The following is a 19542-nucleotide window of genomic DNA, read 5'->3' on the forward strand; positions in this document are numbered from 1 at the left end:
ACTCACCGCTCGAACCGCTCCGAGAGGGCGTATCGCAGCAGCACGACGTCGCCGATCTGACGCACCTCGGCCAGGGCGGCCCGGTGCCCGGGGCCCCACGGGAAGTCGCCGTCGCCGACGAAGCGCGGCGCCCGCGAGTCGCCCACGAAGAAGGGCGCCACCACCAGCTGGAGCTCGTCGACCAGGCCGGACGTGAGGAACTGGGTGTGCATGCTGCCGCCGCCCTCGACCATGAGGCGGCGGACGCCCCGCCCCGCCAGGTCGGACGTCACGCGGCGAAGGTCGACCGGGTCGCCGCCGTCGACGACCGTCGCGACCTCCCCGAGCCGCTTGCGGGCGTCGCCGAGGCTCGCGCTGGCACAGTAGACGAGCTTCTCGACGTCGCCGAGGGCGAAGAACCGGGCGCCGGGGTCGATGTCGCAGCTGCCCGTGACCGTGACCTTCAATGGGTGTGGCCGCTGGCCACGCGACACCCGCAGCGCACAGCGCTCCGGCGAGCGCACCAGCAGGCGGGGGTCGTCCTGCCGGATCGTGGTGGCGCCGACCAGGATCGCGTCGCAGCCGGCCCGCACCTCGTCGACCCGGTCGAAATCGGCGTCGTTCGAGAGCAGCAACCGATCCTGAGCCGCGTCGTCGAGGTAGCCGTCGATGGACATGCCGCAGCTCAACAGCGTGTAAGGACGCTCAACCACCGATGACGCCTCCAGTCGAGCGACGATCGTCACCCCGGTCGAACAGTTGCGTCCAAGATAATCCGAGCGACGATGACAAGCACGTTCGCAGTCTGTTGCGTTCCGACTACCTCGGTGGCGGGCATAGATCAGCGGGGAACCAACGAGGAGGACCGATACCGATGAAGAAGGCCACGGTGCGACAGCAGGTGACCGTACCGCTACGTTTCTCCGACGGATACACCACCAGCGCCCGGGTGATGACCTTCGACGATCTCGTGGATGGCAAGGAGCACCTGGCCCTCGGCCTCGGCGACTGGCAGCGCGCGCTGACCAAGTCGGCGGCCGGCGGGCGCGCGCCGCTGGTCCGGCCGCACAGCGAGTGCCTGACCGGGGACGTCTTCGGCAGCCAGCGGTGCGACTGCGGGCCGCAGCTGCGCGAGGCCGTCGAGCGGATAGCCGATCAGGGCGGCTTCCTGCTCTACCTGCGCCAGGAGGGCCGGGGCATCGGCCTGTACGCGAAACTGGACGCCTACGCGTTGCAGGACGCCGGGCTCGACACCTATGAGGCGAACGTCGCGCTCGGCCGGGGCGAGGACGAGCGGGACTACGCCGCGGCGGCGCAGATGCTGATGGCGCTGGGGGTCGATCGCGTACGGCTGCTGAGCAACAACCCGGACAAAGCGGTGCAGCTCGACGCGTACGGGATCGACGTCACCCAGCGGATCCCGACCGGTGTGCACATGTCGTCCGCGAACGTGCGCTACCTGGCGACCAAGGCCTCGCACACGTCTCACACGATCGAGCTACCCCTGGCCGAATAGAGCCGGGCCACCCCGTCAGGCACGATGGGCTGATGACCGACGATCCCCGGCTGCTGCTGACGGCACTCGACCAGGTGCCGTTCATCCTCGCCGTGTGCGAGGGACCGGAGCTGCGGGTGCTCAGCCTCAGCGCGGCCACCCGGGCGGTCCTGCCCGGGCGGGAGTGGGCCGGCCGGCCGATCCGCGAGGTCATCAGCGACCTGCTCGACCAGCAGATCGTCGACCGGTACTACGAGGTGTTCCGCACCGGCGAGCCGGTCATCGGGCAGGAGTGGCGGGTCCATCTCGACATGCCGGACGGCTCGGTCCACGAGATGTACGCGAACTTCACCATCACGCCGTGGCACTCCTCCTCGGGGGAGCGCCTCGGCGTGATCGGGGTCGGCTTCGACGTCACCGAGACGGTCCGGCAGCGGCAGTCGGCGGCGGCGCTCGAACGGCAGGTCGAGCAGAGCCGGCAGGTGATCACCTCGTTGCAGCGCGAGCTGCTGCCGACCGGGCTGCCGGTGCTGCCGGGGGTGCAGGTCGCGGCCAGCTATCTGCTGGCCGACGCGGACACGGCGGCGGGCGGGGACTGGTTCGACGCGGTCTCCCAGCGGGACGGGCGGGTCGCGCTGATCGTCGGCGACGTCGTCGGGCACGGGGTGGCGGCGTCGGGGGTGATGGGCCAGCTGCGGGCGGTGCTGCGCGACCGGCTCGACGACGGCGCCGGCATTCTCGAGGCCGTCGCGGCGGCCGACCGGTTCGCGTCGCGGTCGCCGGGGGCGCACGCGACGACGATCTGCGTCGCCGAGCTCGACCCGGTCAGCGGCGATCTCGTCTACTGCACCGCGGGGCATCCGGCGCCGCTGGTGGTGTCGCCGTCGGGCGAAACCCGATTCCTTTCCGGTACGGGTGGAACGCCGCTCGCCACCGGCGGATCCTTCCCCGTGGGCACGGATCGCCTGGCGCCGGGCGAGTTGCTGCTGCTCTACACCGACGGCATCCTCGAGCGGCCGGGCCGCACCCACGCGACCGGATCGGCGGAGCTGGCCACGGTCGCGGCGGCGTGCGCGGCCGGTCGCGGGTTGCGCGACCCGGCCGCCACGGTCGCCGAGCGGGTCTGCACGCAGGCGGTGGAGATGCTGGTCCGGGCGACCGGCCATCACGACGACATCACGCTGCTCGCGGCGCAGCGGGTGCCGGCGCCGCCGCCCCTGGTCGTCGATCTGCCGGTCTCGCCGGCGTCGCTGGCCGACGCCCGGGCGGCGATCGGGTCGTGGCTGTCCACGGTGGGCGCGACCGAGCACGACGCCTTCGTGCTGCAGCACGCCATCGGGGAGCTGATGACCAACGCGATCGAACACGCGCGGTCGGCGTCGGTCGTGGAGGTGCGCGGGTCGTTGTCCCCGTCCGGCCAGGTCGTCGTGACCGTGCACGACCACGGAGAATGGCGGCCGCCGTCCCGGCAGCCCCACCGGGGGCGGGGCCTCGCCATGGCCTCCCAGCTGGTCGAGGAGCTGTCGGTGGCGCCGTCGTCGGCGGGGACCGTGGCTTCTCTGACGCACACGCTCGTCCGGCCCGGCCGACTGTTGGACATTTCGGACTCACCGGATTTTATGCCGTCTTCCGCCGCCAGCGGTGTCTTCACCATCATCGAGGAGCCCGGCGATGACGAGACCCGGGTGCGGTTCGAGGGGCCGGTGGACGCGATCTCCGCCTCGGTCGCGCGGCAGGAGCTGCTGCGCCGGGGCCGGGGCGGGACGGTGGCGCTGACCGTCGACCTCTCCGCCGTGACCCACCTCTCCAGCGCCGGGGTGTCGGCGCTGCACCACGTCGCCGGGCGGCACACGTCGTCGGCGCCGCTCTCGCTGCGCGCGGCGCCGGGCACGCCGGCCCGGGAGATCCTCGAACTGGTGGCGCTGCCGGCCATCGCCTCTTTCGCGTGACGGGGTTATCCACAGGGCCGGGCAAAGTGTCCGCCCGGCTCACTACTATCGCGGGGTGACTTCTCCCGCCGTTCCCTCCGCCGCCACGGATGTGCTCAACCGCGTCTTCGGCTATCCCGATTTCCGGGGTGACCAGCGCGAGATCATCGAGCACGTGGTCGCGGGCGGCGACGCGCTGGTGCTGATGCCGACCGGCGGCGGCAAGTCCCTGTGCTACCAGATCCCCGCCCTCGTGCGCCCCGGCACCGGCGTGGTGATCTCCCCACTGATCGCCCTCATGCAGGACCAGGTCGACGCGCTGCGCACGCTCGGCGTCCGGGCCGGCTTCCTCAACTCCTCGCAAGACCTCGACGAGCGGCGCGTCGTCGAGGCCGAGTTCGTCAACGGCGAGCTCGACCTGCTCTACGTGGCGCCCGAGGGCCTGGGCGTGCCGGCCACCCAGCGGCTGCTCGACCGCGGCAAGATCTCGCTGTTCGCGATCGACGAGGCGCACTGCGTCTCCCAGTGGGGGCACGACTTCCGCCCCGACTACCTCGGGTTGTCGATGCTGCACGAGCGCTGGCCCGACGTGCCCCGCATCGCGCTGACCGCGACGGCGACCACGGCCACCCGCGAGGAGATCGCCACCCGCCTGCGGCTGACCGACGCGCGGCATTTCACGGCCAGCTTCGACCGGCCCAACATCCAGTACCGCATCGCCCCCAAGAACGAGCCCCGGCGCCAGTTGCTCGACCTGCTGCGCACCGAGCACCCCGGCGACGCCGGCATCGTCTACTGCCTGTCCCGCGCGTCGGTGGAGAAGACCGCGGAGTTCCTCTCCCAGCAGGGCGTTCCGGCGCTGCCCTACCACGCGGGCCTCGACAACCGGGTGCGCGCGGCCAACCAGTCCCGCTTCCTCCGGGAGGACGGGCTGGTCATGGTGGCGACGATCGCCTTCGGCATGGGCATCGACAAGCCCGACGTGCGGTTCGTGGCGCACCTCGACCTGCCCAAGTCCGTGGAGGGGTATTACCAGGAGACGGGCCGCGCCGGGCGGGACGGGCTGCCGTCGACGGCCTGGCTGGCGTACGGCCTGCAGGACGTCGTGCAGCAACGCAAGATGATCGAGGGGTCGGACGGCGACGCGGCCTACCGGCGCAACGCCTCCCGGCACCTCGACGCGATGCTCGCCCTGTGCGAGACGGTCTCCTGCCGGCGGGCGCAACTGCTCGCCTACTTCGGCCAGCAGGAGGCCCCGGCGACCTGCGGCAACTGCGACACGTGCCTGACGCCGCCGTCGTCGTGGGACGGCACGGTCGCCGCGCAGAAGCTGCTCTCGACGATCCTGCGGTTGCAGCGCGAGCGGGGCCAGAAGTTCGGGGCCGGCCAGTCGATCGACATCCTGCTCGGCAAGGAGACGGAAAAGGTCCTCCAGTTCCGCCACCAGGAGCTGTCCGTCTTCGGCATCGGCGCCGACCTGCGCGACCAGGAGTGGCGCGGCGTGGTCCGCCAGCTGCTGGCGGCGGGCTACCTGGCGGTCGAGGGCGAGTACGGCACGCTGGTCCTGACCCCCACGAGCGCCGACGTCCTGCGCGGCGACGTCAAGCTGATGATGCGCCACGAGGCCCCGAAGGCCGCGCGCCCGCCCCGCTCCCGCACGACGGCGGCATCCGCGGCGGCCGACCTGCCACCCCAGGCGGCCCCCGACTTCGAGCGTCTGCGCGCCTGGCGGGCGGCGACGGCCAAGGAGCAGAGCGTCCCGGCGTACGTCATCTTCCACGACGCCACCCTGAAGGCGATCGCCGCCTTGCGCCCGACGTCGCTGGCCCAGCTCGGCACCGTGAGCGGGGTGGGGCAGAGCAAGCTGACCAAGTTCGGCCAGCAGGTGCTGGACACGCTCGCCGCGTCCGACGCTCCCGCCGCCGCCCCGGCCGCTCCTGCGCCCGCCGCGTCTCCGCCGCCAGATGGACCCGGCCGCCGGGGCCCTTCCGATGCCGGCCACGGCGGTTCCGATGCCGGCCGCACCCCTTCGGACGCCGGCCGCCGCGCTTCCGATGCCGGCCACGGCGGATCCGATGGCGGCCGCGTTGCGCGCGCGCCGCTGCCGCGTTCGCCTGAGCCGGCCGCGACCGCCCCCGCGTTCGATTTTCCGGATGAGGAGCCGCCCGAGGACGAGTACGAGCCTTACGACCCCTACGACGGCGCTTAGTACGACAGCCGCACAGTGTGGGCGGTCACGGCCAGAAACGCCGCGGCGAGCATGGCCAGGGTGATGTGCCGGTACCGGGCGGTGTATTTGCGGACTTGGTAGTGATCCAGGCCGGTCTCGTTCTTTGCGAACTGGAACGTTCCTCGACCGCCCAGCGGGAGCCGGCCACCCGGACCAGCTCGGCGAGTGGCACCGGACCGGCGGTGTGGCAGACGTAGTAGGCCAGATTGGTCGGGTCGCTGATGGAGCGGCGCACCAGCAGTTGGTGCCGCTCGCCAGGACCGGGATCGATCAGCAGCCAGTCGTGGAGCCGATGTCCCTTGCTGCCGCCCCCGGCCGAGAGTCGCTGCCAGCCTCGCGCCGGTGCCCGGCCAGCCAGCACGTCCGCCCGCACCGGCCGATGTCGTCAAACCCGGCCCGCCGGCGGGCGAACCTCTCGTCGATTACCGTCTCCGACGCGGCTACTGTGCCTTCTTCGCGTCCTGTCACGCCTAGAAATTGATCACGCGGGGCCGCATTCGATGATCACGCCCCGCGTCGGACCACAGTGCCGGTGTCGTACTGGTCATCGCTGGTCATGTGTACTGGGGGTATGCCGGATCACGAGGTGGCGGGTGCGCGGGTGTCACCGCGCGAGGTCGAGGTGCTGACCGCGTTGGGTGAGTACCTGACCAACCCGGAGATCGCGGCCCGGCTGTTCATCTCGATCCGTACGGTGGAGAGCCACGTTTCCTCGTTGCTGCGCAAGCTCGGCGTGAGCGACCGGCGTGCCCTGGCCGCGATGGCGCGGGACGTCACGGCCACCAGCGGGCCGGCGCTGCCGCAGGCGTTGACGCCCCTGGTGGGCCGGCTCACCGAGCGGCAGGCACTGGCCCGGGCCCTGAGCGAGAACCGGTTGGTGACGGCGGTGGGGCCGGGCGGGGTCGGCAAGACCCGGTTGGCGCTGGGGGTGGCCGCGGACGTGGTGTCGCAGGACGGTGTCCGCTACGTCGACCTGGTGCCGGTAACCGGGGACGCGATGGTGCCCCAGGCGGTGGCCGCCGGGCTGGGGGTGGCCGAGGAGAACCTCGCGACGTGGGCCGCGAACCGGCGGCTGCTGCTCATCCTGGACAACTGCGAGCACGTCGTGGACGGCGTGGCGGTGCTGGTCGAACAGTTGCTGCGGCACAGCGCGGACATCACGGTGCTGGCGACCAGCCGGATTCGGCTGTCGGTCCCGTTCGAGCGGGTCTTCCCCGTAACTGGGCTGGCCTCGGCGGAAGCGGAGCGGTTGTTCGTGGCACGCGCGGAGGCGGCGGGTGCCACCGAGGTCGCCGGCGAGGCGGTCGGCCGGATCTGCGCGGCCCTCGACGGCGTGCCGCTCGCCATCGAGCTGGCGGCGGCGCGGGTGGCCGCAGTCGGCCTGGACGGAGTCGCCGAAGGGCTGGCCGACCAGCTCAGCTTGCTGACCGGGGCCCGGCGTGCCGACGACCGGCACCGCTCGCTACGGTCCGCACTGGACTGGAGCTACCAGCTGCTCGACGAGCACGCCCGAACCGTGCTGCGGCGGGCCTCGGTCTTCGCGACCGGGTTCGGGCTCACTGCGGCGGCGGCCGTCACCGGCGAGCCCACCGCCGACGTGCTCGCCGGCCTGGCAGTCCTGGCCGATCACAGCCTGCTCAGGACCGTCCCGTCCCCGGACGGGACCAGGTACACGGCGTTGGAGTCGGTCCGCCAGTACGGGGTCGAGCTCCTCGCGGACGAGGAGCCGGAGGTCCGCGACCGGCACCTGCGCTGGTTCCTGGCCGAAGGCGCCACCCAGCTCGCGGACGACCACGAAGACGCCGGGTGGCGCGCGGGTTTCGACCGGATCGCGGACGAGCTGCGCTGGGCGCTGACCCGGACGTCCTCCGGCGCGGCGGCGACGCTCCTGGCCGCCTTGTGCCACCGGCGGGGCCTGCTGGCGGAAGCGCAGCTACGGTCCGAGCAGGCGGCCGACCTGGCCGTCACCCCGTTCGCCCGCTTCGACGCGCTGCGCCTCGCCGCCGGATCCGCCGAAGCTCGGCACGCCGGCGACGACGCGCTGCGTCTGCGGCGCGCCGCCGGGGAGGCCGCCCTGCTCGCCGACCGGCCGGAGCTGGCGGCCCGTGAGCTGGCCCGGGTGGTCGAGCTGGTGCACCGGTCGGTCGGCATCATCACCTCGGCCCCGGACCCGAACGCGGTGCGCACCACCTTGGCCGATGCCCGGCGGTACGCGGGCGAAGACCCGGTCGCGTTGGCCAGGGTCGCCACGGCCGAGGCATTCGCGGGGTCCGTCCACGACCCCTTGACCGTCGCGGCCACCGGCAACGCGGTACAGCTGGCCGAACGCAGCGGTGATCCGCTGGTCGTGAGCGCCGCGCTGGACCAGTTGACCGTGATCCACCTCAATCAGGGGAACGCTCGTGCCGCACTTACCGCCGCTCGGCGGCGTACGGAACTGCTCGGCCGACTGCCTCTGGACGCCGAGCTGGGTTACGAAATCAATGACGCGTACGGCATGACGACCGACGCCGCGATCGCTGCCCAGGATCTGGCCTTCGCCCGGGAAATGGCCCGGCGCTGCCGGGGCCTGCCGCAGAACCGCGAGTCCGGGCACCTGGCCACCTACCGGCTGATCATTGTCGCGACGCTGAGCGGCGAATGGGACGAGGCCCGCGCCCACGGCGTGGTGTTTCTCGACGCATGGCAGGAGGCCGGCCGGCCCCGCCTGAGCACTCTGCGCCGCGCCGCGAAGGCCCTGGCTACGGTGTACGCGATCGAGGGAGCCACCGAGGCGGAGAAACTGTGGTCCGGGATCGTCGACGACCTCGCGCCCGCCGGCCGCGCGGCGAACGACTCGCGGGCCATGGCGTTCTTCGACGCCTGGGTGCTGCTGCGCCAGGGAGACCGCGCCGCGGCGGCCGCGCTGCTGCGGTCGGACGAGTTCACCGGCTGGGTCGACGGCATCTGGCGACCCTGGCACGGCTCCCTCCGCGAAGCCGCCGCCCGGGGCGCGGAGTGGAATCCGTGGTCCGTTCCGTGAGTTCCACGGATGTCCGCGCACGACTCCTCGGGCAGCCTGGTGACCAGCCGAAAGAAAGGAACAGCGAAATGCGCACCATCGTCGCCAGCCTGTTCATCTCCCTCGACGGGGTCACCGACGAGCCCGGCCAGTGGCACTTCCCGTACTGGAGCGACGAGATGGCCAAGGACGTGGAAGCCACCATGTCCGGGGCCGATACCCTGCTCATGGGCCGCAAGACCTACGAGGGCTTCGCCGCCTCCTGGCCGGACCGCGCCGACGAGGGCGCCGAGTTCATGAACAACATCACCAAGTACGTCGTCTCCACCACCCTCGCGGAAGCGAACTGGAACAACACCACCGTCATCACCCGCGACCAAGTCGCCGACCTGAAAGTCCAGGACGGCGCCACCATCATGATCTCAGGCAGCGTCAGCCTCGTCCGCTCACTGCTGCTGGCAGACCAACTCGACGAACTACACCTGCTCGTACACCCCATCGTGCTCGGCAAAGGCGCCCGGCTCTTCGACGACATCGGAACCGAACTACCCCTGACCCTCACCGAGTCCAGGACGTTCGGCACCGGTGTGCTGGCCCTGACTTACACCCGCTGATCGAGCGTTGGGGGATCGGACACGTCCGTGCGACCGAGGTGATCCAGGTTCGCGTACCTTCCCGACCGGACCGGGCTGCCCTGCCGCCCGGTCCGTGACGTCCTTGTCCGCCATCCCGTAACGAAATCCCACGTCCAGCAATGGTCTACCTGGAGGCGGCGGCCAGCAGCGGGTCGGCGAGCAGCGGCGCGAAGCCCAGGTCGGCGGCGCCCAGCAGGGTGGCGTCGTCGGCCAGCCCGGAGAGCCGCAGCCGGGCCCGCTCGCGCGACACGGGCATGGCGTGGTGGGCGATGCGCGCGGCCACCTGAGGCGCCGCGGCCGCGTAGACGTCCCGCAGCATGCCGCCGAAGATCACCACGCCCGGGTTGAACAGATTGATCAGGTTGGCGACGCCGATCCCGAGCCAGTCCCCGACCTGTTCGACGGCGGCCCGCGCCCTTCCGTCGCCGGCGGCCGCGTCCCGGACGACCGCACGCACCGCTTCCCGCCCGATCAAGCCCTCGTCGTCCCGGCCGGCGGCGGCGACCAGGGCGTACTCCCCCGTCTCGGCCTCCAGGCAACCCCGCGAGCCGCACAGGCAGGGGCGGCCGTTCACCGGGTTGACCAGCATGTGGCCGACCTCGCAGCCGTAGCCGCTCTCGCCACCCAGGAGCTTGCCGTTCACCAGGATGCCGCCGCCCACCCCGACGTCGCCGTGCAGGTAGATCAGGTCGGGGGAGCCGACGCCGGCGCCGCGCTGGAACTCGGCCAGGGCGGCCAGGTGGGCCTCGTTGCCGACGGCCACCGGCAGGCCCAGGCCGAGGGCGCGGGACAGCTCGGCGCCGAAGGCCTGGTCGACCCAGCCCATCTGGGGGCCGTAGCGGACCATGCCGTCGCCGGGGCGGATCATGCCGCAGTAGGAGGCGCCGATGCCGACGCAGATCGACGTGGCGTCGGTCAGCGAGCGGCCCAGCGCGGCCAGCTTGGCGACCACCGTCTCGAGATCGACGCCGGCGCGCGGGCGCGGGGTCTCCCGGCGGCCGAGGATGCGGCCGCCGAGCCCGACGCGGGCGGCCACCAGGCGGTCGACGGCCACGTCGAAGGCGAGCACGTGGAATCGGGCCGGCTCGGGGCGTACCACCAATGACGGGCGACCGGCTCCGGTCGTACCCTCCGGATGCTCTTCGCTCACCAGACCGGCCGCGGCCAGCTCCGCCGTGAGCGCCAGGATCGTGCTGCGGTTGACGCCCATCCGCTCGGCGAGGGCGGCACGCGACAGCGGCCCGCTCACATGCACGTGATGGAGCAGGGTCCCCAGTGTCGATCGGTGGCGGTGCATACCACCCGCCAACCTAACCGACCGCCGGTGCAGAATCACCGGGTGACGATCAGGGGACTGCTGCTCGACTTCTACGGCACGGTCGTCGAGGACGACGACACCATCATGATGGAGATCGCCACGCGGGTCGCGGCCGGCGCGTCGACGCCCGCCACCGCCGCCGGGGTGATGGCGGCCTGGGACCGGGCGTACGAGGAGCTGGCCGAGCGCGCGCCCTTCCGCTCGTTGCGCCAGTGCTCGGTGGGCAGCCTCGTGACCGTGATGGCCGAGTTCGGCTGCCCCGGCGACGCCGAGGAGCTGTGCGCCGAGCAGTACGCCTACTGGAGCGCCCCGCCGCTGCGCCCCGGCACCCGCGAGTTCCTCGACCGCGTGCGCCTCCCGATCTGCGTGGTCTCCGACGCCGACCACGACAACCTGCGGCGCGCCATCGAGGCCCACGGCCTGAGTTTCGCCGCCGTGGTGTGCAGCGAGCGGGTGGGCGCCTACAAGCCGGACGCCGCCATGTTCGCTGCCGGCCTGGCCGCCCTCGGCCTCGAACCGCACGAGGCGCTGCACATCGGCGACTCCGTGCGCACCGACATCGAGGGCGCCCACGCCGCCGGCATCCGCACGGCCTGGGTCAACCGCCGCGGTCTCCCGGCCACCGATGGCGGCCCCGCCGGCTTCGTCATCAACGACCTGTCCGAGCTGGACGCCCACCTGACCTGACCGCCGCGGCGGTGAATCCGATGCCGGTGACCCGGGCGGTCGCCCACCCGCGACAGAGCCGGTGACCCAGGCGGTCGCCCACCGGTGCCGGCCCCGGCCCCGCCGGAAACCGGATATCGGTGGAGCGGGCGGCCGCCGGATGGCATGCTGCGTCGCAGTTACGGGGGACGAAGGGCAGACAACATCGTGGATTTCGCCGAGGCCGTGGAACAGCACCTCGTCGCAGTGACCGCGCGCGACCTCGAGGGCTACCTGGAGACCGTGCACGACGACGTGTCGCTGGTCCTGCCGAACGGCCGCCTCATCGAGGGCCGCGCGGCGATCACCGACTTCCACCGCGACTGGTTCGACGACCCGGACTGGAGCTGGGAGCTCTCCCGCCTGCGGACCGCCACCGCCGGCGACACCGGCATGGCCCTGTGCCAGGTCGCCTATCACGACCTGGACGCCGAGGGCCGCGCCTACACGATGCGCTACCTGCTGAGCCTCACTTTCACCCGGGTCGGCGGCGTCTGGCTGCTCCTGCACGACCAGAACACCCCGACCACCTGATCAAACACCGCACGCGACGCCCCAGACGCGGGACACGGCGCGAAGCGCCGCTGTCAGGCGCCCGGGGGCTCGGCCCCCGGAGCCGGCATGTCGTCGATGCGCCGGAGTCCGCGCCCTCCGCGGACAGACATCACCCCGCACCGACGACGTCGACCATCCACTGGACGCCGAACTTGTCCTTGCACTGGCCGAACGTGTCGCCCCACATCTGCTTCTCGAAGGGCACGTGCACCTCGCCGCCGTCGGCGAGCTTGCCCCAGACCTCCTCGAGGCCCTCGCCGGGGTCGCCGCTGAGGCTGACGGTGATGTTGTTGCCGGGGTTGAGCGTCATGCCGGGGGCGGTGTCGGAGGCCATCAGCCGGTAACCGCGGGGCGTGTCGAGATTGGCGTGCATCACGAGGTCTTTCGCGGCGGGATCGGGGCTGCCGAACTCGCCGAAGGTGTTGATTTTCAAGTCGCCGCCGAAGACCGACTGGTAGAACTCCATGGCCTCGCGGGCGTTGCCGTCGAACGTCAGGTAGGGGTTGAGCTGAGACGCCATTTCCGGCTCCCTTGGCTGGGTGACTGTCCTTTCACCGGCCGACCCTAGACCTCACCTACGACAAAAATGAGGCCCTTACCCCGAAAGAACGCGCGGAAGAACGGCGCGGAAAGAACGGCGCGGAAAGAGCGGCGCGGAAAGAACGGCGCGCCCGGGACGGCCGGGCGCGCCGCCGAACGGTCAGCGGTGGTCCGACCCCGCCGACTCCACCGCCGCGCGGCCGGCCTCGAGGCGGGCGACCGGAACGCGGAACGGCGAGCACGACACGTAGTCGAGCCCGACCTCGTGGAAGAAGTGCACCGACTCCGGGTCGCCGCCGTGCTCGCCGCAGACGCCGAGCTTCAGGCCCGGACGGGTCGCCCGGCCCTCCTCCGCGGCGATCCGCACCAGGCGGCCGACGCCGTCGCGGTCGATCGACTCGAACGGGCTGATGCCGAAGATGCCGAGCTCCAGGTACCGCCAGAAGAAGGCGCCCTCCACGTCGTCGCGGGAGAAGCCCCAGGCCATCTGGGTCAGGTCGTTGGTGCCGAACGAGAAGAACTCGGCGGCCTCGGCGATCTGGCCGGCGGTCAGCGCCGCGCGCGGCACCTCGATCATCGTGCCGATCACGACCTTGACGCCCGAGTCGCCGACCACCTCCGCGATGATCTTCTCGGCCTCCGCGCGTACGGTCTCGAGCTCCTGAACCGCACCGACCAGCGGAACCATGATCTCGGGTTTGGGGTGACCGCCCTCCGCCGCCAGCGCGACCGCGGCCTCGGCGATCGCCCGTACCTGCATCGCGAAGAGACCGGGAATCACCAGGCCGAGACGTACGCCGCGCAGGCCGAGCATCGGGTTCTGCTCGTGCATGCGCCGCACCGCCGACAGCATCCGCTCGTCGCGCTCGTTCTCCTCGCCGCGCGCCTTCGCCACCGCCACCTGCACCGCCAGCTCCTCGAGCGACGGCAGGAACTCGTGCAGCGGCGGGTCGATCAGCCGCACGGTCACCGGCAGCCCGTTCATCTCGCGGAAGATGTCCAGGAAATCGGCCCGCTGCAACGGCTGCAGGGCCGCCAGCGCCTCGTTGCGCTCGGTCGGGTTGTGCGCCAGGATCAGCCGCTCGACCAGCTCGCGGCGGTCGCCGAGGAACATGTGCTCGGTGCGGCAGAGCCCGATGCCGTGCGCGCCGAAGCGCCGCGCCCGGGCCGCGTCCAGCCCGGTGTCGGCGTTGGTGCGCACCTTCAGCGCCGCCCGCGAGTCCGCATGCGACATGAGCAGGTGGACGGCGGCGACCAGCGGCTCGTTGGCCAGCGCCGGGTCGAGGTCGCCCTCGAAGTACTGCACCACCTCGGACGGGCGGACCGGTACCTCGCCGAGGTAGACCCGGCCGGTGGTGCCGTCGATCGAGATGACGTCGCCGGAGTGCACGACCTGGCCGCCGACGGTGAACTGGTCGCGGCCGACCTCGATCTGGTCGGCGCCGCAGATGCAGGTCTTGCCCATGCCACGGGCCACGACCGCCGCGTGCGAGGTCTTGCCGCCGCGCGAGGTGAGGATGCCCTGGGCCGCGATCATGCCGGGCAGGTCGTCCGGGTTGGTCTCCCGGCGGACCAGGATGACCGGGCCGTCGGCGGCGACCGCCTCCGCCGAGCTGAAGACCACCTTGCCGTACGCGGCGCCGGGCGACGCGCCGACACCGCGGGTGATCGGCGAGGGGTCGCCGGCGAGGTCGAACCGCGGGAACATCAGCTGGGCGAGCTGGGCGCCGCTGACCCGGGTCAGCGCCTCGTCCAGGTCGATCATGCCCTCGTCGACGAGCTGCGCCGCGATCGTGAAGGCGGCCGCCGCCGTCCGCTTGCCGACCCGGGTCTGCAGCATCCACAGCTTGCCGCGCTCGATCGTGAACTCGATGTCGCACAGGTCGTGGTAGTGACCCTCGAGCGTGGCCATGATGGCGAGCAGCTCGTCGTACGACTTCTTGTCGATCTTCTCGAGGTCGGCCAGCGGGAGCGTGTTGCGGATGCCGGCCACCACGTCCTCGCCCTGCGCGTTCTGCAGGTAGTCGCCGTAGATGCCGCTCTCGCCGGTGGCCGGGTCGCGGGTGAAGGCGACGCCGGTGCCGGAGTCGGGCCCGAGGTTGCCGAAGACCATCGCGACCACGTTGACGGCGGTGCCGAGGTCGGTCGGGATGCGCTCCTGCCGGCGGTAGAGCACGGCGCGGTCGGCGTTCCACGAGCGGAACACCGCCTCGATCGCGAGCTCGAGCTGCTGCCGCGGGTCCTGCGGGAAGTCGTGGCCGGTGTGCTTGGCGAAGACCTTCTTGTACGCCCCGACGAGTGCCTTGAGGTCGTCGGCGTCGAGCTGGACGTCGTCCTTGACGCCCTTGGCCTGCTTCGCCTTGTGCAGCGCGTCCTCGAACTCCTCGCCCGGCACGTCGCAGACGGTCTTGCCGAACATCTGGATGAGGCGGCGGTACGAGTCCCACGCGAACCGGTCGTTGCCACCGGCCTGCCGGGACAGCCCGTCGACGGACTCGTCGTTGAGCCCGACGTTGAGGACGGTCTCCATCATGCCGGGCATCGAGAACTTGGCGCCCGAGCGCACCGACACGAGCAGCGGGTCGGCCGGGTCGCCGAGCTTGCGGCCCATCGACTCCTCGAGCGCCGCGAGATGCTCGTCGATCTCGCCGTCGAGACCGTCGACGTGGATGCCGGCGGTCAGGTACTTCTGGCAGGCCTCCGTGGTGATCGTGAACCCCGCCGGCACGGGCAGCCCGAGGTTCGTCATTTCGGCGAGATTCGCGCCCTTGCCGCCGAGCAGATCCTTGAGATCCTTGTTCCCCTCGGCGAAGTCGTAGACGAACTTGGCCATGGCGACCACCTCCGGTTTCGATTCCGCGGCCCACATGGTTTCTGCCCCGGGATTCGTAAGGCTAAGCAGACATGGACCGAATAGTTAACCTGCGGGTGGGGTTTTCCACAGGTCCCCGCAGGTCCCTGTTCGGGAAGCGCTCTCTTCGCGCAGTTCCGTGCAAACGAACCTGCGGGTAGCCTTTCGGCGGTGAAAGGTTTGCGGTGGCGTAGCGAGCGGCGCCTGCGGGGCATCCGGGTCCCGCGCCCGTTCGACCTCGACGCGTTCTGCGCCGAGCTCGCCGCCGGCCGCGGCCGCCCGCTGATCCGCCGCCCGGTCCCGGGCCTGAGCGCCGACGCGCCGTGCGGGCTCTGGATCGCCACCGACAAGGCCGACCACGTCTTCTACGACCCGGGCACCTCGACCCTGCACGCCGAGCACATCGTGCTGCACGAGCTCGCGCACATGATCTGCGGCCATTCCGGCTCCGACGGCGCGTTCGCCCGGCTCTTCCCCGACCTCGACCCGGCCACCGTGCGGCGGGTGCTGGGCCGGGTCAGCTACACCTGCGAGCAGGAGCGCGAGGCCGAGATGGTGGCGTCGCTGATCCGCGGGCGCTCGGCGACGCCGCCGGGCACGCCCGGCCGCGTCGCGGATGCCTTCGGCTACGCCGAGTGATCTTCGACGTCGCGCTCCTGACGCTCCTGTGGGGCGCGACCGTGGCGCGGGTGCCCACCCTCCTGCGCGACCGGCGGCAGCAGGCGATGTGGGCGACACTGTTCGCCGGCACGCTGACCGAGACGTCGACCTTCCCCCCGGTCGCCCGGGCGGTCGACTGGCCGATCCTCACCCACCTGCTCGGCGTGGTCGCCGCGTTCGTGCTGCTGCGCTTCCTGGCCGTGCTGGCCGGCTCCGGCGGGCTGCGGTGGCAGCTCGCGCTGACGGTGACGGTGCTGGTCACGATGCTCGTGCTGGACGCGGTCGCGGGCGGGATCGATCCCCGCCCGGCCAGCCTGGCCGGCCACCTGTCGCCGGCGGCGGTCGCCTACTGGGCGGTGCTGGAGGTCTACCTCGGGGCCGTCCTGATCACGACCACGCTGCTCTTCTGGTCGGTGGCCCGGGACGCGCCGGCCGGACTCCCCCGGCTCGGGCTGCGCACGGCCGCGGTCGGCACGGCCCTGATCGCGATGTACGCCGCGGCGAAGACGATCCTCATCGTGCTGCGCGGGGCCGGCGTGCCGATCGACTTCGAGACGGTGGCGCCGTGGGGGCGCTCCCTGCAGGGCGTGGGCACGCTGCTCGCGGTCTCGGGAGGGCTGGTGCCGGCCGGTCGCCGGGCGCGCGCGGTGCTCTCCGCGTACCGGAGCCTCCTGGTTCTCAGGCCCTTGTGGACCGCCATGCGCGACGCGTTCCCCGAGGTCATCCTGTTCTCGCCGCGCCGCGCGGTGATCGAGCTGGCCGGCGTCGACGACGTGCACCTGCGCCTCTACCGGCGGGTGATCGAGATCCGCGACGGGATGCTGGCGCTGCGCCCCTACCTGCCGGAGATGTCCCACGAGACCCCGGAGGCGGAGGCGGCGGCCATCCGGCTCGCGCTTCGCCGGCGCGCGGAGGGGCATCCGCCGGTCGACGGCACCCAGGCGTTCGCACCGGTCGGGCCGGAGATGTCGGACGAGGTCGCGTGGCTGAGCCGGGTGAGCCGCGCCTACCGCCGGCGCCGCGTCACGGCTGCCGCTGCTCGGACTCCCAGACCTTCCGGATCAGCTCGCTGATCGTCTCGCGGCCGCGCGGCGACACGCCGGCCGCGCGCAACGCGATCTCGGTGACCCCGGCGTCGCTGATCGACCGCAGGAGGTCGAGCTGGGCGTCCACCCGCCGGGTCTGCTCGTCGTCCAGGAAGTACGACACCGGGACGCCGAAGTAGGTCGCGAGGGCGGTCAGATGCTGGACCGTCGGGTTGTCGCGCCGGCCGGTGCGCAGCTGCCAGATGTACGTGTGCGAGATCGCCACGCCCTGGCCGCTGCGGATCGCCTCGGCGACCGCCATGTAGCTCGGCTCCGCCCGGCCCGCGTCGCGGACCTGGCGGAACAGGCGGTCAAGTTTCTCGGCGATGGAGAAGGCGCCCACCACGCCCTCCTCCCCGTCCCGCCATCGATCTGTCCCGACCATACGACGCCCATGAGCAGGGACGCGCGCCGCGCCCATGCACATCCCCCGATGTAGGACGTCATAAACTGTGGTTGATGAGACCGCCAAGAGCCTAAGTCACGACCCACCCTCGCTCAAGCCCCGCCCCTTGTAACGTCGTCCGGGTGGTGGACATTGTGGAAGGACCCGAGGTCTCTGCCCTGCTCGGCGAGCTGACGACGCTGGTCGGCCGGGAAAATCCGTACCCGCGGTACGACCGCCTGCGGGAGATCTCCCCGGTGCTGCGCGCGGAGGACGGCGCGCTGGTGGTCACGAAGTATGCCGATTGCGCCGCGGTCACCCGGGATGCCCGGCTCGGCCACATGCCGGCGGACATGCTGGCATTCGTCGGGCTGCCGGACTGGAAGGATCACCCGGCTCTTCATCAACTGTTCACCAGCCTGCTCGCGATCAACCCGCCCGATCACACCCGGCTGCGCCGGCTGGTGAGCTCGGCCTTCACCGCCCGCCGGGTCCACGCGCTGCGCCCGGCGATCGAGCGGATGGTGGACGACCTGCTGGCGCCGCTCTCGGGGCCGGCCGACTTCATCGCGGCGTTCGCGTTTCCGCTGCCGGTCAACGTGATCGGCGAGCTGCTCGGGGTTCCGGCCGAAGATCGAGGGCAATTCCAGTCGCTCGTACGGGACTGGTCGCGGCTGCTGGACACGATCACCCCCGAGGTGATCGCCCGTGCCGACCCCGCCGCCGCGACGATGCGTTCCTACCTGGCGTCGCTGGCCGGCGCCCGCCGCCGGGCGCCGCGGGACGACCTGATCAGCGCGCTCGTCGCCGTCGAGGAGGGCAGTGACCGGCTCTCCGAGGACGAGCTGCTCACGATGGCGGCGCTGCTGTTCGCGGCCGGTTTCGAGACGACGACCAACCTGCTGGCCAACGGGTTGGTGGCGCTGCTGGCTTCCCCGTCGGAGATTCCCGCCCTGCTCGCCGACCCCGCCACCGCGGTCGAGGAGCTGCTGCGGTTCGACTCGCCGGTGCAGCTCGTGGGGCGGGTGGCGTGGGAGCCGACGTCGATCGGTGGTGTCGACATTTCGCCCGGTGACCGGATTGTCGCTTATCTCGGAGCGGGCAATCGCGACCCGGAACGCTTCGACTCACCGGGCCGGCTGGATCTGACCCGGGCGGACAACGCGCCGCTCTCGTTCGGCGGGGGCATCCACTACTGCCTGGGCGCACCACTGGCCCGTTTGGAGGCTCAGGTCGCTTTTCCGGCTCTGCTGCGGCGTTTCCCGGGCCTGCGCCTCGACGGGACGCCCGGCCGGCGCGACAGCCTCACCATCCGCGGGTTCACCTCGCTGCCGGTGACCTTCGGGTGAAAATTAAGACGCCGCTGAGAATTCCACGGGGGAAGAACTCTCAACGGCGCACGCCGAACATTAGACGAAGCCGGGCGGGTCTGTCTATCCCACGCGCTGCACGACCGTGCCGACAAGTTTCTGCCAGTCGGTGGCGAAGCCGGGCGCGGGGGTCGCGCTGTTCAACTGATAGATCGCGTACGCGTCGACGAGCACCACGTTCGCCGACTGCACGATGGTGACGGCGGTGTCGGCCGTGCCCGGGTGCGCCGGGTCGTACTTCTTGTGCCGGATCACCACGAACCCGGTCCATCCACCCTGGTCGAGCGGCTGCACCTGGACGGTCTCGGTGTAGGCCGGCTCGCTGCGGTCGCTGGTCTTCACGGCCGGCACCGACACCGTCTTCGCGCAGCCGTCGGCCACACCGTGCAGGCCGGCGAGGGCCGCGTCGGCGCCGGACTTGTCGCCGTAGACGATCGCGATCTGCTCGAGCGTCTGCGCACCCTTCTCCCCCTCGTCGACGAGCGGGGACGCGACGACCTGACCACCCGGGGGCACAGTCGGCGCGGGGGCGGTGCCGCCGCAGATGCTCACCAGCTGGTTGGGGTCGGCGCTCTCCTCGGGTGCGCTCCAGGTCGGCCCGACCTCGGCGGCCTGGAGGAAGGCGCCACGCATCGTGGTCGTCGTGATGGTCCGCCGATCGGGCTGCTCATGGTCGTCGGAGCCGCTGCAGGCGGCCGTCACGGCAAGGGCGCAAGCAGCCACAACGGCGGCCCGGGCGGCTCGGGGGGTCACGAACATCCGGCCATCTTCGCAGATGATCCGCCCCTCGCCGACTCGTCTACGT

Annotated in this window: 15 protein-coding genes and 2 pseudogenes; 10 read left to right on the forward strand and 7 right to left on the reverse strand. The window is 71.7% G+C overall.

All coding sequences use genetic code 11. The features are described from left to right. Positions 1 to 2: 2 nt before the first annotated feature. Complete coding sequence (locus ACZ6TB_RS19430) at positions 3 to 692, reverse strand: RibD family protein (RefSeq protein ID WP_465555904.1); 690 nt, start codon at positions 690 to 692, stop codon at positions 3 to 5. A gap of 161 nt (positions 693 to 853) precedes the next feature. On the opposite strand from ACZ6TB_RS19430, the gene ACZ6TB_RS19435 reads away from it, so the two are divergent. The 3 genes and pseudogenes from ACZ6TB_RS19435 to recQ form a co-directional block, all read left to right on the forward strand. Next, positions 854 to 1495 carry a GTP cyclohydrolase II gene (locus ACZ6TB_RS19435; protein WP_465555905.1) on the forward strand — a complete coding sequence of 214 codons (642 nt, stop codon included), beginning with the start codon at positions 854 to 856 and terminating at the stop codon, positions 1493 to 1495. Between the two features lie 32 nt (positions 1496 to 1527). Then, on the forward strand, positions 1528 to 3423 hold the full coding sequence (locus ACZ6TB_RS19440; RefSeq protein ID WP_465555906.1) for a SpoIIE family protein phosphatase: 1896 nt from the start codon (positions 1528 to 1530) through the stop codon (positions 3421 to 3423). A 55-nt stretch (positions 3424 to 3478) separates the two neighbouring features. Next, positions 3479 to 5311, forward strand: a pseudogene (gene recQ / locus ACZ6TB_RS19445) (DNA helicase RecQ); the annotation flags it as partial. A gap of 296 nt (positions 5312 to 5607) precedes the next feature. Here the strand turns inward: recQ and ACZ6TB_RS19450 are convergent. Continuing rightward, positions 5608 to 6002 (reverse strand): annotated as a pseudogene (locus tag ACZ6TB_RS19450) (IS701 family transposase); the annotation flags it as partial. Positions 6003 to 6203: 201 nt separating this feature from the next. Here ACZ6TB_RS19450 and ACZ6TB_RS19455 point away from each other — a divergent pair. Together ACZ6TB_RS19455 and ACZ6TB_RS19460 are read left to right on the forward strand one after the other, a co-directional pair. Further along, positions 6204 to 8654 (forward strand): ATP-binding protein, encoded by a 2451-nt coding sequence (locus ACZ6TB_RS19455; protein ID WP_465555907.1) that lies wholly within the window; start codon positions 6204 to 6206, stop codon positions 8652 to 8654. 68 nt (positions 8655 to 8722) lie between these two features. Next, complete coding sequence (locus ACZ6TB_RS19460; protein ID WP_465555908.1) at positions 8723 to 9247, forward strand: dihydrofolate reductase family protein; 525 nt, start codon at positions 8723 to 8725, stop codon at positions 9245 to 9247. 145 nt (positions 9248 to 9392) lie between these two features. Here the strand turns inward: ACZ6TB_RS19460 and ACZ6TB_RS19465 are convergent, their stop codons facing one another. Then, positions 9393 to 10565, reverse strand: coding sequence for an ROK family protein (locus ACZ6TB_RS19465; RefSeq protein ID WP_465555909.1), 1173 nt, complete (start codon positions 10563 to 10565; stop codon positions 9393 to 9395). 42 nt (positions 10566 to 10607) lie between these two features. Between ACZ6TB_RS19465 and ACZ6TB_RS19470 the strand changes: the two genes are divergently transcribed. Both ACZ6TB_RS19470 and ACZ6TB_RS19475 read left to right on the forward strand, forming a co-directional pair. After that, a complete protein-coding gene (locus tag ACZ6TB_RS19470) occupies positions 10608 to 11273 on the forward strand; it encodes an HAD family hydrolase (RefSeq protein WP_465555910.1) in 666 nt (221 codons plus the stop codon). 186 nt (positions 11274 to 11459) lie between these two features. Beyond that, positions 11460 to 11825 carry a YybH family protein gene (locus ACZ6TB_RS19475; RefSeq protein WP_465555911.1) on the forward strand — a complete coding sequence of 122 codons (366 nt, stop codon included), beginning with the start codon at positions 11460 to 11462 and terminating at the stop codon, positions 11823 to 11825. Between the two features lie 130 nt (positions 11826 to 11955). On the opposite strand, the gene ACZ6TB_RS19480 is transcribed toward ACZ6TB_RS19475, so the two are convergent. Both ACZ6TB_RS19480 and ppdK read right to left on the reverse strand, forming a co-directional pair. Next, on the reverse strand, positions 11956 to 12366 hold the full coding sequence (locus tag ACZ6TB_RS19480; RefSeq protein ID WP_465555912.1) for a VOC family protein: 411 nt from the start codon (positions 12364 to 12366) through the stop codon (positions 11956 to 11958). Between the two features lie 180 nt (positions 12367 to 12546). Continuing rightward, complete coding sequence (gene ppdK, locus ACZ6TB_RS19485; protein WP_465555913.1) at positions 12547 to 15219, reverse strand: pyruvate, phosphate dikinase; 2673 nt, start codon at positions 15217 to 15219, stop codon at positions 12547 to 12549. 189 nt (positions 15220 to 15408) lie between these two features. Between ppdK and ACZ6TB_RS19490 the strand changes: the two genes are divergently transcribed. Both ACZ6TB_RS19490 and ACZ6TB_RS19495 read left to right on the forward strand, forming a co-directional pair. Continuing rightward, on the forward strand, positions 15409 to 15876 hold the full coding sequence (locus tag ACZ6TB_RS19490; protein ID WP_465555914.1) for a hypothetical protein: 468 nt from the start codon (positions 15409 to 15411) through the stop codon (positions 15874 to 15876). Beyond that, complete coding sequence (locus ACZ6TB_RS19495) at positions 15873 to 16970, forward strand: MAB_1171c family putative transporter (RefSeq protein WP_465555915.1); 1098 nt, start codon at positions 15873 to 15875, stop codon at positions 16968 to 16970. The genes ACZ6TB_RS19490 and ACZ6TB_RS19495 overlap by 4 nt, the downstream gene beginning before the upstream one ends. Here ACZ6TB_RS19495 and ACZ6TB_RS19500 read toward each other — a convergent pair. Further along, positions 16921 to 17325, reverse strand: coding sequence for a helix-turn-helix domain-containing protein (locus tag ACZ6TB_RS19500; protein ID WP_465555916.1), 405 nt, complete (start codon positions 17323 to 17325; stop codon positions 16921 to 16923). The genes ACZ6TB_RS19495 and ACZ6TB_RS19500 overlap by 50 nt on opposite strands. Positions 17326 to 17510: 185 nt before the next feature. Between ACZ6TB_RS19500 and ACZ6TB_RS19505 the strand changes: the two genes are divergently transcribed. Then, the gene (locus ACZ6TB_RS19505; RefSeq protein ID WP_465555917.1) at positions 17511 to 18716 is read left to right on the forward strand and encodes a cytochrome P450; all 1206 of its coding nucleotides are present in this window, start codon (positions 17511 to 17513) and stop codon (positions 18714 to 18716) included. Between the two features lie 84 nt (positions 18717 to 18800). On the opposite strand, the gene ACZ6TB_RS19510 is transcribed toward ACZ6TB_RS19505, so the two are convergent. Next, a complete protein-coding gene (locus ACZ6TB_RS19510) occupies positions 18801 to 19496 on the reverse strand; it encodes a hypothetical protein (protein WP_465555918.1) in 696 nt (231 codons plus the stop codon). Positions 19497 to 19542 lie beyond the last annotated feature (46 nt).

This window comes from Actinoplanes sp. NPDC051537 (assembly GCF_055586105.1).

What these genes read in the sequence shown, in the direction of transcription:
- ACZ6TB_RS19435 (WP_465555905.1), top strand. Translation starts at nt 854, where the DNA reads ATGAAGAAGGCCACGGTGCGACAGCAGGTGACCGTACCGCTACGTTTC.
- ACZ6TB_RS19440 (WP_465555906.1), top strand. Translation starts at nt 1,528, where the DNA reads ATGACCGACGATCCCCGGCTGCTGCTGACGGCACTCGACCAGGTGCCG.
- ACZ6TB_RS19455 (WP_465555907.1), top strand. Translation starts at nt 6,204, where the DNA reads ATGCCGGATCACGAGGTGGCGGGTGCGCGGGTGTCACCGCGCGAGGTC.
- ACZ6TB_RS19460 (WP_465555908.1), top strand. Translation starts at nt 8,723, where the DNA reads ATGCGCACCATCGTCGCCAGCCTGTTCATCTCCCTCGACGGGGTCACC.
- ACZ6TB_RS19465 (WP_465555909.1), bottom strand. Translation starts at nt 10,565, where the DNA reads ATGCACCGCCACCGATCGACACTGGGGACCCTGCTCCATCACGTGCAT.
- ACZ6TB_RS19480 (WP_465555912.1), bottom strand. Translation starts at nt 12,366, where the DNA reads ATGGCGTCTCAGCTCAACCCCTACCTGACGTTCGACGGCAACGCCCGC.
- ppdK (WP_465555913.1), bottom strand. Translation starts at nt 15,219, where the DNA reads ATGGCCAAGTTCGTCTACGACTTCGCCGAGGGGAACAAGGATCTCAAG.
- ACZ6TB_RS19510 (WP_465555918.1), bottom strand. Translation starts at nt 19,496, where the DNA reads ATGTTCGTGACCCCCCGAGCCGCCCGGGCCGCCGTTGTGGCTGCTTGC.